Genomic DNA, 16461 nt, shown 5'->3' on the forward strand with positions numbered 1-16461 from the left:
CGGCGACGCATGACCCATCAACGGGAATCTTTACCGCCGACCGGACGTTGACCGGATGACGACGACAGCGACACCTGTCCTGTGGGCGACAAGCCCGGGAGGCACGATTCATGAGTGAGCGAGCTCTTCGCGGCACGCGCCTCGTGGTGACCAGCTACGAGACGGACCGCGGCATCGACCTGGCCCCGCGCCAGGCCGTGGAGTACGCATGCGAGAAGGGGCACCGCTTTGAGATGCCCTTCTCGGTCGAGGCGGAGATCCCGCCGGAGTGGGAGTGCAAGGTCTGCGGGGCGCAGGCACTCCTGGTGGACGGCGACGGCCCTGAGGAAAAGAAGGCCAAGCCCGCGCGTACACATTGGGACATGCTGATGGAGCGGCGCACCCGAGAGGAGCTCGAAGAGGTCCTCGAGGAGCGCCTGGCCGTCCTGCGCTCCGGCGCGATGAACATCGCGGTGCATCCGCGGGACAGCCGCAAGTCCGCCTGACCTCTTCGAGGGTCGAGCGGCATACACCGCACGCCGAGACCGCGGGCACCGTACTCCAGGTACGGGTCCCGCGGTCTCGTGCGTTGCGGTGACGACGGTCCGGTTCCGGCGGGCGCGGTTCCGGCGGGCGCCGGGCCGTGACGCGGCCCGGCTCCCGCCGGAGTGGTGGCTAGCGGTTCAGGGGCGGATAGTGGCCGCCGGGCTCGCTCGGGGTCTCCTCCCTGATGACCTCGCCCTGGACCACCTTGCCGTCGGGGCGGTGGATACGGGCCTGCTGGAAGGCGTCGCCGACGGAACCGGGGGCGGCCAGCCGCATCCTGCGCTCGAAGGCGCCCTGCGCGTAGCGGCTGACGCCCTTCTGGACCGGCGGGACCAGCAGGAGCAGGCCGATCACGTCGGAGATCAGGCCCGGGATCATCAGGAGCAGGCCGCCGAGCATCGTCAGGCCGTTGCCCCGGCCGCCGTCGCCGGGGGACGCCGCACCGCCCTGCGCCTGCTGGAGCGTCTGGCTCAGGTTCCGGAAGGCGCGGCGGCCGGCCCGCTTGATGACCACGGAGCCGAGGACGAACCCGGCGACCAGCAGCAGGAACACCGTGAAGCCGCTCGTGGCGTGCGCGACGAGCGTCAGCAGCCAGATCTCCAGCACCAGCCACACCGCGACACCGAGCGGCAGGAAGGTGCGCGGCCGCGAGCGCCGCGGACGGGAGGGAGCGGGGGTCGGAACGCCTGTCGTCATGCTCCCAGTGTGCCTGGGCCCGCCTCTGTTCGGGATAAGCGGACGCTCAATCCCTGCCGCCGGACCGCCGCCCCCGGCGTGACGGCACCGCTCGCCGGCCCCGGCGGCGGCGCGGGCCCGCCGGCCCGTCCTGTCGTCGGGAGAGCCGGTGGGCCCGCGCGGTGCCGGGACGGCGTCAGGACTGCTTGCGGCGGCCCGTGATGCGGCCGACGCGCTCGCCCACGCCCCACGTGGTGACGCGCCACAGCGCCTCGACGATGATGTCGCGGCTCATCTTGGAGTCGCCCAGCTCGCGTTCGACGAAGGTGATCGGGACCTCGACGACGTGGTAGCCGGCCTTCACCGCGCGGCGGGCCAGGTCGACCTGGAAGCAGTAGCCCTGGGAGGCGACCTCGCCGAGGCCGAGGCCTTCGAGGGTCTCCCGGCGGAAGGCGCGGTAGCCGCCGGTCACGTCCCGGATCGGCACGTCGAGCAGGACACGGGAGTAGAGACTGCCGCCGCGCGAGATGAACTCACGGGACTTGGGCCAGTTCACCACGCGGCCGCCCGGCACCCAACGCGAGCCGAGCACCAGGTCGGCGCCCTTGAGCGCGGTCAACAGGCGGGGAAGTTCCTCCGGCTGGTGCGAGCCGTCGGCGTCCATCTCGATGAGGACGCCGTAACCGTGCTCCAGGCCCCAGCGGAACCCGGCGAGGTAGGCGGCACCGAGCCCTTCCTTGCCCTTGCGGTGGAGGACCTGGACGTTCTCGTCGTCGGCCGCCAGCTCGTCGGCCAGCTTGCCCGTGCCGTCGGGGCTGTTGTCGTCCGCCACCAGAACGTGCGCCTCGGGCACGGCGGATCGCACCCGGCCGACGATCTTCTTGATGTTCTCCGCCTCGTTGTAGGTCGGAATGATCACCAAGGCCGTGCCGAGCGGGCCGAACCGCCTCCCCTGGGCTTCCGCCGCGAGGGTCCCGTCGCCGTCGTTCACTGCTGCCCCTTCGTATCCGTACGCAGAGGTCCACCATAGTGCGCCCAGCCTGCGCTGTTGCGTCGCAGCATGCCTACGGGGGTGTCGATTCACCAAGAGGCGGGTAAGACGGACACTCCGTGGCGGGAAACGCGTCCTGCGGATCGGGGCCCGGCGCCCTTCGGGCCGGCCCGGGACCCGCTGGCTGCGGGTCGACCGAAAGCCGTTGTCTACTGGACGTCCGGGCCCCACCCGGGTCGCACCTGCCGACGTGTCGGAACGTTCCATCTCCTCGCGGCGCCCGCGCTGGGCCTGGCTCCCGGCGGCGGTGCACCGGTGCGGCGCACCACCCCTGACCCAGCGGCGCCGCGAGGCCGTGCGGAAGTTCCCCGGCCGGCCGTCCGGTGGTGGACCCGGCCGAACCTACCCGCCCCCTGCGGTCGGCTGTCAACACTGGCTTGATCTGCACCTTTCCGGCAAAGCGCAGGTCAGCGCCGAGGACACGCAGGTCGAACGACGGGGTGCCGGGCCCTGACCCGTCCCTGGCACCCCGGGACATCACTCGTTGGGCCGTACGAACACCGTCCGTCCGCCGACCACCGTGCGCAGACAGAGGGGAAGGTCACCGCCGGGGGTCAGATCCGGCAGTCCGGGAGTGCCGGATCGGGGGTCGGTGGACCAGCGCGCGACCCGGTCGTCGGGAGCCTGCACGAGGAGGCTGCCGGTGCGCCACACCGCGTAGTCCGCGGGCGCTCCCGGAACCAGGATGCCCGCGTCGTCCCGTCCGACGGCCCGCCAGCCGCCCCGCGTGTGGGCCGTGAAGGCGGCCCGCACGGACACCCGGTGCCCGGGCGTGCGGTGGAAGGCCGCCGCACGCACGGTGCCCCACGGGTCGAGCGGGGTCACGGGGCTGTCGGAACCGAAGGCCAGCGGCACGCCGGCGCGCAGCAGGGCCGCGAACGGGTTGAGCTCCCTGGCCCGCTCGACCCCGAGCCGCTGGGCGTACATGCCGTCCTCGCCGCCCCACAGGGCGTCGAAGGCGGGTTGCACGGAGGCGGTGAGGCCGAGCTCGGCGAAGCCCGCGACGGTCTCCGGGGTGAGCATCTCGGCGTGCTCGACGCGGTGCCGGGCGGCGCGCACGCGCGCCAGGCCGACCTTCTCGGCGGCGGCGCGGACGCCCTCGACCACCGAGGTCACCGCGGCGTCCCCGATCGCGTGGAAGCCCGCCTGGAGGCCCGCCTCGGTGCAGGCGACCACGTGCGCGGCGACGGCGTCCGCGTCGAGGTGGGCGACGCCCGTGTGGTCCGCGTCGAGGTACGACTCGCGCAGACAGGCCGTGTGGGAGCCGAGGGAGCCGTCGACGAACAGGTCGCCGGCCGCGCCGACGGCACCCAGGGCCCGCGCCTTCTCGACGTCGCGGTCGGCCCAGTAGCCGACGACCCTCGGTCCGGGCTCCTCGGCGGCGAGCCGCAGCAGTCCGGTGAAGTCGTCCTCGGAGGAGATCTCGGGTCCCGCGCACTCGTGCACGGAGCCGATGCCGAGCGAGGCCGCGTGGGCGAGCGCGGCGCGCTGGGCCTCCGTGCGCTGCTCGGCGCCGATCGCGCCGAGGGCCGCGGCACGCACGGCGTGGTGGGCGTCGCGGGTCAGGGGACCGTCGGGTGCGTACCCGGCGAGCGCCGTGACACCGGGGACCAGGTCCAGGAGCGCGCTGGTGGCCACGGCGGAGTGCACGTCGATGCGGGAGAGGTAGAGCGGCCGTCCGCCGGTCGCGGCGTCGAGTTCGGTGCGGGCCGGGGGCCGGCCGCCGGGCCAGCGGGCCGCGTCCCAGCCGTGGCCGAGCAGCACCCGGTCGGCCGGACGGGCGGCGGCGAACTCGCGCACGAGGACGAGGGCCGCCTCCAGCGACGGCGCGTCGGACAGGTCGAGGCCGGTGAGCGCGAGCCCGGTGGCGGTGGTGTGCACGTGCGCGTCGGTGAACGCCGGGGTGACCAGGGCGCCTTCGAGGTCCACGACCTCGTCGACGCCGCCCGCGAAGGCGTCGGCGGCTCCTTCCGAGCCGACCCAGGCGACATGGCCCCGTTCCACGACCATGGCGGTGGCGAAGGGGTCGGCGGGGCTGTGGACTTCTCCACCGCGCAGCAGCACGGTGTCCGACGGGGCGGTGCTCTCACTCATGGGAACAGTCTCGCGCCTGCCGGCGGCCGGTCGTCGCCCGGGGCGGGGCGACACGGCGGGGCGGCCGGGGAGGCCGCCCGTCCGGACGGGCCGCGGGCCGGGGGTCGGTGACCCTGCGGGTCCCTCAGATGCGGGGCGGGCGGGATTCGTACGGTGTCGACAGGACGACCGTGGTGCGCGTCGACACACCCGCGAGCGCCCGCAGCCGCCCGAGGAGTTCCTCGAGCTCGTGCGGGGTCGAGACGCGTACCTTGAGGATGTAGTTCTCGTCGCCCGCGACGCTGTGGCAGGCCTCGATCTCCGGTACGCCCGCGAGGCGTTCGGCGATGTCGTCGGGGGCGCTGGGGTCGAACGGCTTCACCGAGATGAAGGCGGTCAGGGGCAGCCCGACGGCCTCCGGGTCCACGACCGCGGCATAGCCCCGGATGACGCCGCGCTGCTCGAGGCGGCGCACCCGCTGGTGCACGGCGGACGTGGACAGGCCCGTGGCCTTGCCCAGGTCGGTGTAACTCATCCGCCCGTCTGCGACGAGCAGCTGCACGATCTGTCGGTCCAGCTCCTCCATGGCGCAAGAACCTACAGGCCGCCGATCCCCCGGGACACCTCAGCGGTGCAGGTCATGACCGCTTTGTGATGTGCCCGGTCCCGGTCGCGCGCCACCCGGCCGACAGAATTCCGCCGGGGCCGGGCACCTGCGGGCGGCATGTGACGAAGGACACACGGATGCAACCGGGTCCGCGATGTTCGCGTGATTACCCCGGAGACGGGGCGGGAAGTGCTTGCTGTGGTCGAGGTCGCAGCGCCTTGTCGGCCCACCCGAGGGGGAGAATCCCATGCAGAGTCTTAAGCGCCCTGGTCGTACCGCACCCAAGCGGCAGCAGGCCGTTCTCGAACCCGAGCCGGAGGGTGTCGAACCCGACGCCCTGGACGGTGACGAGTTCGACGCGTACGACACCTTCGAGATGTACCGGGTCATCTGCCCGGACTGCGCGCAGCCCATCGCGCTGCTGGCGGACGAGGAGGTCCTGCCGGAGCACGCCCTGTGCGCCTCCCCGTGGAACCCGTTCGGACTCACCGTCTGCTCGGGCACGGGGCGCGCGGCCGCCGAGACGCGGTCCGCGGACGACACCGCGGAACTCCAGCAGCAGGACACCGCCCTCCTGCTGACGCTCCCTCAGGGGCTCGACTGGCGCATGCAGCCGTTCTCCCACGTGGGCGGTCCGGGTTCGATCCCGATGCGCGTCCACGAGCTGCGGCGCGCCGCCTGACCGGTCGCCGCGTCCGTCGGTGACGTCCGGTCCGCTTCCGCAACCACCCCGCACCACGGCCCGTGGGCTGCCGTGGTGCGGGACCGGCGCGTCCGGGGCCGGGGAGATCCTCGCCTCGCCGGAGCGCACCCGTCGGCGGGCGGACCCGGCATGACGGTCGTGCGCCGCGGTGCAGACAGCCGGCGCGATCCGGGGGGACACGCACCCCGACGACGGAACCGACGGCCCGTCAGGCGGGCGCAGAAGGCCGGACGGAGCGCTCCCCCGCGGACCTCGCGGGGGTCCCGCCGCGAACACACACCCGATTCCACGTGCGGGTGACCTGTCCGCCCGCCCGCACGTTGCCCCGGTATGAGCCCCACACCTTCCGCGACCGGGCACCGGCGCCGGATCCTCGTCCCGGCTCCGGTGCAATCGGTTCACTGGGCACCGCCACCACCCCCGCCGGTCCAGGATCCGCCCATCTACCGCGCCCTGATGCGCGCCTGGGCCGATCGGGGCCGCACACTGCCGGGGCGCCACGACCCCGAGTGGGTACGCCTGGCGGCGCCGTCGGTGATGTACGGGTACGGGCAGTTCGGCGCGCTCACGGAAGCGCGGGGGGAGGAACGCTTCGCCCCGGGCCGGGACCCGCGCGAGGACGGACACTTCGACGCGCCCCGGGACCCTCGGCACGAGTTCCGCGCGGGCGCGGATCCCCGGGGGGAGTTCGGCACGGACGCGGACCCGCGCGACGGCCTCAGCCCGTCCCGGGACCCACGAGGTGCCGCGCGATGACCATGCGCTGGATCTGATTGGTGCCTTCGACGATCTGCAGCGCCTTCGCCTCCCGCATGTACCGCTCGGCCGGGAAGTCGGCGGTGTACCCGTACCCGCCCAGGACCTGGACGGCGTCCGTGGTGACCTTCATCGCCCCGTCCGTGCACAGCAGTTTCGCCATGGCCGCCTGCTTGGAGAAGGGCCGCCCGGCGTCGCGCAACCGGGCGGCGGCCAGGCAGAGCGCCCGGCCGGCCTCGACCCGGGTGGCCATGTCCGCGAGCAGGAAACGAAGCCCCTGGAAGTCCGCGATCCGTCCGCCGAACTGGCGCCGTTCCGTGGCGTACGCGACGGCTTCGTCCAGCGCGGCCTGGGCCACCCCTGTCGCGCAGGCCGCGATGCCGAGCCGCCCGGAGTCGAGCGCCGACAGCGCGATGGCGAAGCCCTGGCCCTCGTCGCCGAGGCGGCGGGCGTCGGCGACCCGCACTCCGTCGAAGTGGACCTGAGCGGTCGGCGAGCCCTTCATGCCCATCTTCCGCTCGGGCGGCGAAGCGCTCAGCCCCTCGGCGTCGCCGGGCACCAGGAAGGCGGTAATACCGCGCGGGCCCTCGCCGCCGGTCCGCGCGAACACCGTGCAGAAGTCGGCCACCCCGCCGTGCGTGGTCCACGCCTTGGTGCCGGTGACGACCCACTCGTCCCCCTGCCGTACCGCCTTCGTCCGCAGCGAGGCGGCGTCGGAACCCGAGGACGGCTCGGAGAGGCAGTACGCGCCGAGCAGGCCGCCGCCGAGCATCGCGGGCAGGTGCCGGGCCCGCTGCTCCTCGGTCCCGTAGTCCGCCAGCGCGTGGCAGGCGAGGGTGTGGACGCTGGCGCCGAGGCCCACGGTGAGACGGGCCATGGCGAGTTCTTCGAGGACCTGGAGGTAGACCTCGTACGGCTGGCCGCCGCCACCGTGGGCGGGGTCGTACGGCAGTCCGAGCAGTCCGGACCGCGAGAGCAGCCCGAAGACCTCGCGCGGAAAACGCCCGGCGTCCTCCTCCTCGGCCGCCCTCGGGGCGATCTCGCGCCGCGCGATGTCGCGGACGAGCGAGATCAGGTCCCGGGCCTCGTCCGTGGGCAGCTGACGGTCCACCGGCTGCGGGGCGCGATCGGGCACGGCGACGCTCCTCCCTGTTCGGGTACGACGACGGACGCCCGCCCGGGGGCGGCGGCGCCGGGTCTCACCTGGCCCCGCCGATGCTCCCGGCCGGGCTCACGAAACCCGGTGAACGACGGCCGTGGCGCCGGGAGTACGCCCGAACGGAGGCACGGCCGCGCCGGACGCCGACAGGACGCGCCCATCGGATCCCGGCCGCCCGCCGAAGGGGCACGCCCACCGGATCACCGCCGTCCACCCAGGGGCGCGCGATTGGTCCGAACCATTGACAGGGTGGTCTAGTCCTCATACCGTTCCGTCAGTCGTCCCGCCGGGCGTCGGGCGGGGCCGCGTAGGAGGGGTCGAGCTCCTCGACGGCACGCATCGCGCCCCCCAGCATCTTCACCAGCAGTTCGCGCATCGTGTCGCGCGGCAGCACGGGGTGGTCGATCCAGTCGAGGGTGGCCCCCTCCACGCCGTGCAGCCAGCCGAGCAGGGCGACGCGCGGCAGCGGTCCGACCTTGCCCTTGCCGTACGCCCCTTCGGCGATCGTCGCGACGATCGCCTCGCGCACGCCCTCGCGTATCGCCTGCACCTCGGCGTCGAAGCCCACGCCACCCGCGATGATCGTGCGGTAGGCGGCCTGGTTGTGCTCGGCGTAACGGAGATAGCCGTCGATCGTGCGCTGGACCCGCTCCACCCCGGGGAGCTCCAGACCGTCGGCGGCCCGGGAGACCAGATCCGCGACCGAGTCCTCGACGATGGCGAGGTAGTAGCCGCGCTTGGACTTGAAGTAGTAGTAGATCAGCCCCTTGGCGACATGCGCCTGTCGTGCGATGTCATCCATCGACAGCGCGTCGTACGACGTGTCGGCGAACAACTTCCTTCCGATGGCGATGAGTTCGGCGCGACGCGCCAGTGAGCGGTCGGTGCCCCGCGCACGGGGACGGTCGACCTCACGCTGTTGACTATTATTCAATTCCGGCCCTGGTCTCCAACTGCCGACGGAACATGCGCAGTATGGCAGAACCGTGCCGACCGTCATCCGGGGGCGATCGGCACCCGTCGGCACAGGACGAACGACGGCTCCCGGCCGTCCGTGAACGCCAGGGAGCCCGCCTCGGGTCCCGGGCAGGGCCCTCTCAGAGAAGGCCGAGCCGCGTCACCAGCATGGCCACGACCACCACGAAGATCCAGCCCAGGACGTGTTCGAGGATCTTCGGGCCGTCGTCCCAGGGACCTCCGGTACGGGTACGGGCGCGCGGCCGGAAGGCGGTGGCGGAGCTCGCGGTCATGGCATCTCGCTGACGTAGTGGTGCGGTGGTGTCCCCCGCCTCCCGTCGGCTCCCCACCGACCCGACCACCTTGCCACCGGAACCGCCGTCACCGGTAGAGACCCAGGTCACGTCCGCGGCCCGGCCGGCCCCTCGCCCCGCCGGATTCCCTCCGGAGCGCACCGCGTGTGCGTCTCGTCACACGGCCCGGCCGGAATCCCCCTGCGGGCAGACACCGGCCGGACGGAAGCTCTCCCGCGGGCGGGCCCCGCCGGCCGGGGGCCCGCCCCCCGCGTCACCGGACGCCCACCGCCGCGAGCGCCTTGCGCTGCCGCGCCGAGGGGTGCGCCGGGAAGTACAGGTAGCAGACCCCGCCGGTGCCGGAGACGACCTTCCCGGAGGCGTTGTAGCGCTTGGTCCGCAGCCAGATGTTCTCCCACTCGGAGCGCTTGTAGACCCTGCGCACCGCGTCGTCGCCGGGCGAGGCCGGGTCGTTGGCGATCACGTCGCCGTCCGCGGTGAACCCCACGACCGTCATGAGGTGGCCCGAGGTACCGTAACCCGCTCCCGTCAGCTCGGACTTGAGGAACGACTGGGACGTTATGGCCGGGATGCCCGCGGCGATCAGCGTCTCCAGGTCGGTCAGCGAGCCGAGCCGGGTCACCACGCCCTGGAGGTCCTTGTACGTGGCCGCGTAGGCGGCGTTGAAGGGCCAGTTGCCGCAGCCGGCGTACTGGTAGTCGTAGGTGGAACGGGCCGCGAGGCACACCTGCGGGTCGGCGTACGAGGGGTCGACCCAGGCGAGCTGCCCGGCGGTGGGCCTGCGCCCCCAGTACTCGATGATCATCTGCGAGGAGGTGGGGCTGCACCAGGCCTCGCCGCCGTTGTCGTACTCCGGGTACTGGCCGGCGTGGATCTCCTGCGAGTAGCGCGGGACGTTCAGTTCCTGGGCGAGGCCCGGGACCGAGGCGGGGACGGTGAAGCGGTCCGGGATGTCGGAGCCCATCGCCCCGAGGCGCCACACGGTGGGGGTGACCTTGGAACCCGGGGCGCGGTAGAGGGTCAGGCGCAGCCGGTAGGAGACGAGGCGCAGGCCGGAGGCGGCGTCGTCGATGGAGAAGGTGTCCGTCCAGATGGTGCTGCGGCCGTCGGTCTGGTCGTCCACGGAGGTGCGCCGGATGTCCTGGTCGCCGGAGGCCCAGCGGCCCATCACGTACCAGGGCGTGTCCGTGCCGTCGGAGTACGTTCCGGTCAGCTCGACCTGGAGCCAGGTGCCGGCCGGGGTGTGGGCGTTCCAGGAGGCGATGGCCTCCGTGGCGGGGACCGGGAGCCGGTGGACCGGAGAGGTCCAGGTCGCGTACTCCCAGGTGGCCGTCCTGCCGGTGTGGGGATCGGTGTAGTCCGTCGTGCCGGCCGGGGCGGCGATCACCAGGCCGGGACGGGCGCCCCGGGTGGCACGCGTGCCCGCCGCGCTGCCCGCACGCCAGTCGCTGTACGAGGTCCAGGCGCGGTTGTCGACGAGACCTCCGGGAGGTCCGGTCCGGCGGGCCGGGGCGGCGGCGGCCACGGGACCCGCGGCCCCCACCGCCGCCGCGGCGACCGCGGCGGCCAGGACGGTTCTGCGGGACGGCTGTTCGGCTCTGCTCATGGGTGGAGAACCCCCAGGGTGTCCGGAACGGGCGGGCCCAATGCTCTGTCGTGCGCCAACTATGGACGCCGGTGGGCGACTTCTGCCAGCACTTCGGCCCGTGCCGCGCCCACCAATATTGGTCGGGACCACTGACATGACCTGGGACGCCCCGGTCCCGGCGGGTGCCGGGGCCGGGGCTGAGGGGTGATCAGACGAGGTCCATGGCGGCGACCTCGTCGGGGCGGCCGTAGCTGACGGGACCCTGGAAGCGGCGGCGCGCCGTGGCGAACCACCACACCGTCGCGACGGTCAGCACCACGGCCAGGGCGATCGAGGCGTAGTTGAAGTTGTCCCCGGTGATCGGCGAGACCTGGGGCAGCATGAAGAGCACGCTGCTGGCGAGGATCCAGGTCACGGCCACCCAGCCGACGGGCTTGCTCCAGCGGCCCAGGTTCCAGGGGCCGGGCTGGAACTCGTCACCGAGCCGCAGCCTCAGGAAGACCGGCACGGCGTAGGCGAGGAAGAGTCCGACGACGTTGACGCTGACGATGGCCGTGAAGGCGGTGTGCGACCACCATCCGGGCAGGACGAGGGCCAGCGAGCAGGCGACCGCCAGCCAGACGGCCTTGACGGGCGTGCGGGTGCGCGGCGAGACGGAGTGCCACCAGCGCGAGCCCGGCATCGCGCCGTCGCGGGAGAAGGCGAAGATCTGCCGGGTGTTGCTGGTCAGGTTGGCCAGCCCGCAGAAGAGCATGGAGCCGATCACGATGAGCAGGATGAATTTAGCCATGCCCATGCCAAGTCCGTCGATGAGGATCTGCACGGGCGGCGCCGAGGAGCCGGCGACCCGGTCGTAATCATGAATGCTGTACACGAGGGCGAGCATCAGGACGAGCCCGGTGATCGCCGAATAGCCTATCGAACGGGTGATCCCCTTCGGCGCGTTGACCGTGGCCCGCACCGTTTCCTCGGACATGTGGAAGCTGCCGTCGAAGCCCGTGAAGGTCCAGCTCGTGACCAGCAGACCGAGCATCCCTCCGTAAATCCCGTTCGTGAAGCCGGTGTTGTTCGCGAAATGAGTGACGAACGAGGCCGACTGATGGTCGTCGGGCATCACGACGAGTGTGCTCACGATCACTACGAGCCCGATCAGGAGCCACCACACGGAGATCCGGTTCAGCACGGCGACCAGCTGGACCGTGTAGGTATTGGCCAAACCCTGGAGCACGATGATCAGTGCCGTGATGAGGACCGTCTGCTCAGCGGTCGGACGGTACGAGTCCCACTGCAGGGCGACGAACGCCTGGATGAAGGTGGCGGCCGCGTACCCGGTGGCCGCCGTGCCCCCCACCTGACCCACGAAATTCAGCCACCCCGTGTACCAGGACCAGGCACCCTTGTGCCGCTTGGCGAGCTTGCCGGCGGAGAAATAGAGCGCCCCGCTGGTCGGATAGGCGGAAGCCACTTCCGCCATCGCGGCACCGATGAAGAGCACCATCACGGAGACGCCGATCCAGCCGAACACGAGAATGCGCGGGCCGCCGGCGTTCATTCCGAAACCGAAGGACGAGAAGATACCGGAAATAATATTGATGATGGTGAAGGAGATCGCGAAATTGTCGAACGCCTGGAATCGACGGGTGAGTTTTCTCGGATATCCCATCGCGTGAAGCGTGGCGTCGTCGTCGAAGGTGACGGAATCCTTTCCGGGACCGGTTCTCCGACCCGGGGCCGTTATTCGCTCTGACACGGCTGACCTTTCTCTCGGGGGTGGTTCGGGACGACGGGGAGGGCCGGCGGTCAGCCGGCCCCCGGCACGGGCAGGCCGCAGGCGCGGCGGGCGCGGGAGAGCTGCTCCTCGGGTTCGCCGAACACGCTCCACGGCATGCGGCAGGCGTACGGCCCCATGGCCATGAACACCGCGCGCGCCTCGAACTCGCGCTGCGCCATGAAGAGCGCGTGCGCCAGGTACGCCAGGTCGAGCACCGGCGTGAAGCGGTATCCGGCCACTTCCGGCAGCCAGTTCTGGTAGATCGCGAGCGCCGTGGAACGCCACTGCGGCTGCTCCCAGGTGCGGTCGACCAGCAGTTGCGTGGGGTTGTAGCTCTCCACCAGGGCCACCAGCGGCAGCAGTCGCAGCGGCGAGGTGGCGGGGGCGCGCTGGCTCAGGAAGGCGGCGACGTCCCAGGCGGCGTTCACGGAGCCGCCGTAGCGCGTGAAGAAGAACGCCAGGAACCGGTGGTGGCCCTCACGGTTCCAGGGGTCGAGGCGCAGGACGTGCGAGAACAGGCGCCAGGGGCCCGGAGGCCGGGTCAGCAGCCCCTCCGGGGCCGAGTCGCGCAGGTCGTGCAGCCGGGCCATGGACAACCGGGCGACCCAGGGCGTGGGATCGGCCCGGTCCATCACCGCGGCCCGGTCGCAGGCGGTCAGCGCTATGCGCTCCAGCGCCTCGGCCCGGTCGTCCTTGGCGTCGGCCGCGCGCAGTGCCCGCAGCACGGCCACGCGGGCCCACATCAGGGCGGACTCGGGGGTCTGCTCCTCCGCCAGCCAGCGTTCGGCGAGGTCGGAGTCGGCGGCCTCGGAGGCGAGGACCAGGGAACGGTGGGCCCGTAATCCGTAGTGGGAGCGGGTTTCCTCAAGAGCTTGGTGGGCGCTCAGATAGCGGCCCGCTCTGACGTCCGTGCAGACGCTCGCGAGAGTGCGGTCGTCGGCCGCCGGATGCCACACATACTGTCCCTCGAATAATCCCGCGGCCATCTTCCCCTGTCCGTCCCCGTACGACTTCGCCGTTCCGCAACAGGAACCCTACTCAGCATCTCCGAGTACCGGAACGCCTTATCCGAAATACCTGGTTCCGCGGGGTCGGGAATTTGGGGAGCGAGTCCGTGAAGTTCTTGAGGATTGTTCAGCGAATGGTTCAATACGACACCATCCTGAACCCATGGATCCGCTGTGGGCGGCGCCTCGATAGAATGTTCCCCAGGACTATGCCCACCCCGCGCCTCACCCCGGGAAACCCCATTCACGACCTCGCCTCGCGGCTGCTGCGGCTGCCACCCTCCTGCGGGCCCGTCCGGCTGATCGGCGTGGACGGCCACGCCGGCTCCGGAAAGACCACGTTCACCGGGTCACTGGCGGCGGCCCTGGGCGGCGCGCCCGTACTGCACCTCGACGACATCGCCACCCACGAGGAACTCTTCGGCTGGACCGGGCGCCTGCTGAGCCGGGTGATCGAACCGTTCGGGCGCGGCGAGACGGCGCGGTACGCCCCCTACGACTGGACCGCCCGGGAGTTCGGACCGGTCCGCGAACTGCCGGCCGCGCCCGTGGTGCTCGTCGAGGGCGTCGGAGCCGGACGCCGTGCGCTGCGCCCGTGGCTCGCGCGCGTCCTGTGGATGGAGTTGCCGCACGAGCAGGCCTGGGCGCGGGGGCGGCGGCGGGACGGCCGGGCGCAGAGCGACTTCTGGGACGGATGGGTCCGCGCCGAGCGCCGGCACTTCGCCGAGGACCCCACACGGCCGTTCGCGGACCTCGTGGTGCGGCAGTGTCGCGAGGGGTACGAGGTGCTGCCAGGGCCTGCCGGGACGTCTGGACCGGACCAGCTCATCACTCACCGTGATGGACCGTCCGCAGTGTGCTGAAGTCGCGAAGACCCACTCCGGAGAAGTTGCCTCGGTGCCCCAACTCCGCTTGACCAGGGGGCCGTACAGGTCTTACGTTCTGAAGCAGCGGCCCTTCGGGAACCGCCCGCAGTCGCGAAGCCCCCGGTTGTTCCCCCGTGATCGGGGGCTTCGTTCTGCCCACACCCTCTCTTTCCGGACACCCCGCAGCGTGATTCGCTCACCCTGGGTCACTGTCCGCAGTGCGCCCCGTCCGCTCCCACCTCGTGGAACGGGCCGTGCGGCACCCTTCGGCAGGCCCGTCGACCGCGGGTACCATGCCTCTCGGTGCGGCTTTCGGACGGCTGCTCTGCCGCACCGCTTCAACTCCCGTCCGCGGCACAGTCGTTCGACCAGAGCTGCCGACGGGCACCGGCCCGGCGGCAAGGGGATGTCCTGATCCGCGAGGCACTTCCCGATCATCGGGGGCACGGTTTGTGGGGGACGTGATGGACTTCGGCACGCAGGGCCCCGAGGCCCCGGCCGACCTCGCCTGGCTGCGAGGCGTGGACGCCTACACGATGGGCGCCTACCCGCAGGCGGAGGAGGAGTTCCGCGCCGCGGTCCGGATGGACCCCGGCATGGCGGACGGCTGGCTCGGACTGCACGCGCTACGGGTGGACACGACGACCGCTCTGCTGCGGATGTTCCGGCACCGGGACCGCTTCGGCGAGCAGCGCTCCCGCCACCGACGCACCCTCAACTCCTGGTACTGGCTGGGCTGGTGGGTCCAGCCGGTGCTGGAGAGCCCGCGCGACCTGCTGCTCGCGCACGCCTCGCACTGGCTCGACGGCCGTCATGTCCCCGAACTGGACCGGGCGTTGGCAGGTCTGCCGCCGGTCGACGCGGACCACCAGGTGCGGTTCCTGCACGCGTGCCGCGCCTATCTGGTGAAGGACTGGGAGCAGTTGGTGCGGCACACCGATCCGCTGATCAACGATCCCATGCTCGGTATCGAGGCCGGCCTGTTCGGCGGCATGGCACGGGTCCGGCTGGAGATGTACGGACAGGCCGAGCCGCTGCTGTCGTCCGCCCTGATGCGCTGCCGCAGCGAGCAGCCGCAGCGCAAGGAGCTGCGGTACTGGCTGGCCCGCGCCCACGAGGGCACCGGACGCTCCGCCGCGGCCCTGCCCCTGTACCGGGCGGTGCACCGGGTCGACCCCTCCTTCATGGACACCTCGGCGCGGCTCGCCGCCATCGCCGAGGGGGACGGGTACGACGAGACCGCCGCCGACCTCGCGGCGATCACGCTCGCCGGGATCGGGCAGGACGTGCTGGAGGGCCCGGACGGCATGGACGCGCTGTTCGGCACCGAGGGACGCGATCTGAGGCTCCCGGATCCCGACCCGTCGCCGCCCGGTGCCCTGCCGGTCCAGGCCGACGGCTTCCGGGAGAAGGCCGCGGTGCCGGTGCAGCCGATGCCCGCGGGGCCGACCGACCCCGCCCTGCTCGACGAGGCGCTCGCCGAGCTGGAGCGCATGGTGGGCCTGGAGCCGGTGAAGCGACAGGTCAAGGCGCTGTCGGCACAGCTGAACATGGCCAGGCTGCGCACCGGGCAGGGACTGCCGGTGCAGCCGCCGAAACGGCACTTCGTCTTCTCCGGCCCCTCCGGCACCGGCAAGACCACGGTGGCCCGCATTCTCGGCCGGGTCTTCTACGCGCTCGGGCTGCTCGGCGGGGACCACCTGGTCGAGGCCCAGCGGGCCGACCTGGTCGGCGAGTACCTCGGCCAGACCGCCGTGAAGGCCAACGAGCTGATCGACTCGGCGATCGGCGGCGTCCTGTTCGTGGACGAGGCGTACTCCCTGTCCAACTCCGGCTACGGCAAGGGCGACGCGTACGGCGACGAGGCCCTCCAGGTGCTGCTGAAGCGGGCCGAGGACAACCGGGACCACCTGGTCGTCATCCTCGCGGGATACCCCGAGGGCATGGACCGCCTGCTCGCCGCCAACCCCGGTCTCTCCTCGCGCTTCACCAGCCGCGTGGACTTCCCCTCCTACCGCCCCCTCGAACTGACCTCCATCGGCGAGGTGCTGGCCGCCGAGAACGGCGACGTCTGGGACGAGGAGGCGCTGGACGAGCTCCGCTCGATCGCCGGGCACGTCGTCGACCAGGGCTGGATCGACGAGCTCGGCAACGGCCGCTTCCTGCGCACGCTGTACGAGAAGAGCTGCGCGTACCGCGATCTGCGGCTGTCGGGATACCCCGGCACACCGTCGCGCGACGACCTGTCGACGCTGCGTCTGCCCGACCTCATGCAGGCCTACGGGGAGGTCCTCTCCGGCCGGGGCCCGCAGGATCCGTCCGCCATGTGACAGATGCGACAGGGCCCCGGTCCCGCCGGGCCGTACGACCGTCACCGGTCGCACGGCCCCCGGGGAGCCCGGGGCCCAC

15 protein-coding genes are annotated in these 16461 nt (G+C 72.0%); 5 read left to right on the forward strand and 10 right to left on the reverse strand.

Annotated elements, in window-relative coordinates; genetic code table 11:
• The first annotated feature begins 110 nt into the window (after positions 1-110).
• A complete protein-coding gene (locus CW362_RS13490; protein ID WP_003977404.1) occupies positions 111-485 on the forward strand; it encodes an RNA polymerase-binding protein RbpA in 375 nt (124 codons plus the stop codon).
• 169 nt (positions 486-654) lie between these two features.
• Here the strand turns inward: CW362_RS13490 and fxsA are convergent, their stop codons facing one another.
• From fxsA to CW362_RS13510, 4 genes are all read right to left on the reverse strand, one after another.
• Positions 655-1221: an FxsA family membrane protein gene (fxsA, locus tag CW362_RS13495; protein ID WP_103549677.1), complete on the reverse strand. Its 567-nt coding sequence runs from the start codon at positions 1219-1221 to the stop codon at positions 655-657.
• A gap of 175 nt (positions 1222-1396) precedes the next feature.
• Complete coding sequence (locus tag CW362_RS13500) at positions 1397-2191, reverse strand: polyprenol monophosphomannose synthase (RefSeq protein ID WP_103549678.1); 795 nt, start codon at positions 2189-2191, stop codon at positions 1397-1399.
• Positions 2192-2728: 537 nt separating this feature from the next.
• Positions 2729-4345 carry an amidohydrolase gene (locus CW362_RS13505; protein WP_103549679.1) on the reverse strand — a complete coding sequence of 539 codons (1617 nt, stop codon included), beginning with the start codon at positions 4343-4345 and terminating at the stop codon, positions 2729-2731.
• A 124-nt stretch (positions 4346-4469) separates the two neighbouring features.
• Positions 4470-4910: an Lrp/AsnC family transcriptional regulator gene (locus CW362_RS13510; RefSeq protein ID WP_037621061.1), complete on the reverse strand. Its 441-nt coding sequence runs from the start codon at positions 4908-4910 to the stop codon at positions 4470-4472.
• A 268-nt stretch (positions 4911-5178) separates the two neighbouring features.
• On the opposite strand from CW362_RS13510, the gene CW362_RS13515 reads away from it, so the two are divergent.
• Together CW362_RS13515 and CW362_RS45605 are read left to right on the forward strand one after the other, a co-directional pair.
• Positions 5179-5613: a hypothetical protein gene (locus CW362_RS13515; RefSeq protein WP_103549680.1), complete on the forward strand. Its 435-nt coding sequence runs from the start codon at positions 5179-5181 to the stop codon at positions 5611-5613.
• Between the two features lie 351 nt (positions 5614-5964).
• Entirely contained in the window at positions 5965-6390 is a 426-nt protein-coding gene (locus CW362_RS45605; protein ID WP_162684061.1) for a hypothetical protein, read from the forward strand.
• Here CW362_RS45605 and CW362_RS13525 read toward each other — a convergent pair.
• The 6 genes from CW362_RS13525 to CW362_RS13550 form a co-directional block, all read right to left on the reverse strand.
• Positions 6353-7525, reverse strand: a complete 1173-nt coding sequence (locus CW362_RS13525; protein WP_103549682.1) for an acyl-CoA dehydrogenase family protein — start codon at positions 7523-7525, stop codon at positions 6353-6355. The genes CW362_RS45605 and CW362_RS13525 overlap by 38 nt on opposite strands.
• Before the next feature lie 298 nt (positions 7526-7823).
• Positions 7824-8483: a TetR/AcrR family transcriptional regulator gene (locus tag CW362_RS13530; protein WP_103549683.1), complete on the reverse strand. Its 660-nt coding sequence runs from the start codon at positions 8481-8483 to the stop codon at positions 7824-7826.
• 163 nt (positions 8484-8646) lie between these two features.
• Positions 8647-8799 (reverse strand): SCO1431 family membrane protein, encoded by a 153-nt coding sequence (locus CW362_RS13535; protein WP_103549684.1) that lies wholly within the window; start codon positions 8797-8799, stop codon positions 8647-8649.
• A 274-nt stretch (positions 8800-9073) separates the two neighbouring features.
• Positions 9074-10426, reverse strand: a complete 1353-nt coding sequence (locus CW362_RS13540; protein WP_103549685.1) for a peptidase C39 family protein — start codon at positions 10424-10426, stop codon at positions 9074-9076.
• 190 nt (positions 10427-10616) lie between these two features.
• Positions 10617-12158, reverse strand: coding sequence for an amino acid permease (locus tag CW362_RS13545; protein ID WP_376451612.1), 1542 nt, complete (start codon positions 12156-12158; stop codon positions 10617-10619).
• 50 nt (positions 12159-12208) lie between these two features.
• Positions 12209-13165, reverse strand: coding sequence for a hypothetical protein (locus tag CW362_RS13550; protein WP_206300953.1), 957 nt, complete (start codon positions 13163-13165; stop codon positions 12209-12211).
• Between the two features lie 230 nt (positions 13166-13395).
• On the opposite strand from CW362_RS13550, the gene CW362_RS13555 reads away from it, so the two are divergent.
• Positions 13396-14049 (forward strand): uridine kinase family protein, encoded by a 654-nt coding sequence (locus CW362_RS13555; RefSeq protein WP_103549687.1) that lies wholly within the window; start codon positions 13396-13398, stop codon positions 14047-14049.
• Between the two features lie 467 nt (positions 14050-14516).
• Positions 14517-16382 carry an AAA family ATPase gene (locus CW362_RS13560; RefSeq protein ID WP_103549688.1) on the forward strand — a complete coding sequence of 622 codons (1866 nt, stop codon included), beginning with the start codon at positions 14517-14519 and terminating at the stop codon, positions 16380-16382.
• Positions 16383-16461: the final 79 nt, after the last annotated feature.

This window comes from Streptomyces populi, from assembly GCF_002911015.1.
Taxonomy (GTDB): Bacteria; Actinomycetota; Actinomycetes; order Streptomycetales; family Streptomycetaceae; genus Streptomyces; species Streptomyces populi.

What these genes read in the sequence shown, in the direction of transcription:
- CW362_RS45605 (WP_162684061.1), top strand. Translation starts at nt 5,965, where the DNA reads ATGAGCCCCACACCTTCCGCGACCGGGCACCGGCGCCGGATCCTCGTC.
- CW362_RS13505 (WP_103549679.1), bottom strand. Translation starts at nt 4,345, where the DNA reads ATGAGTGAGAGCACCGCCCCGTCGGACACCGTGCTGCTGCGCGGTGGA.
- CW362_RS13515 (WP_103549680.1), top strand. Translation starts at nt 5,179, where the DNA reads ATGCAGAGTCTTAAGCGCCCTGGTCGTACCGCACCCAAGCGGCAGCAG.
- CW362_RS13560 (WP_103549688.1), top strand. Translation starts at nt 14,517, where the DNA reads ATGGACTTCGGCACGCAGGGCCCCGAGGCCCCGGCCGACCTCGCCTGG.
- CW362_RS13510 (WP_037621061.1), bottom strand. Translation starts at nt 4,910, where the DNA reads ATGGAGGAGCTGGACCGACAGATCGTGCAGCTGCTCGTCGCAGACGGG.
- CW362_RS13540 (WP_103549685.1), bottom strand. Translation starts at nt 10,426, where the DNA reads ATGAGCAGAGCCGAACAGCCGTCCCGCAGAACCGTCCTGGCCGCCGCG.
- CW362_RS13550 (WP_206300953.1), bottom strand. Translation starts at nt 13,165, where the DNA reads ATGGCCGCGGGATTATTCGAGGGACAGTATGTGTGGCATCCGGCGGCC.
- fxsA (WP_103549677.1), bottom strand. Translation starts at nt 1,221, where the DNA reads ATGACGACAGGCGTTCCGACCCCCGCTCCCTCCCGTCCGCGGCGCTCG.
- CW362_RS13490 (WP_003977404.1), top strand. Translation starts at nt 111, where the DNA reads ATGAGTGAGCGAGCTCTTCGCGGCACGCGCCTCGTGGTGACCAGCTAC.
- CW362_RS13555 (WP_103549687.1), top strand. Translation starts at nt 13,396, where the DNA reads ATGCCCACCCCGCGCCTCACCCCGGGAAACCCCATTCACGACCTCGCC.
- CW362_RS13535 (WP_103549684.1), bottom strand. Translation starts at nt 8,799, where the DNA reads ATGACCGCGAGCTCCGCCACCGCCTTCCGGCCGCGCGCCCGTACCCGT.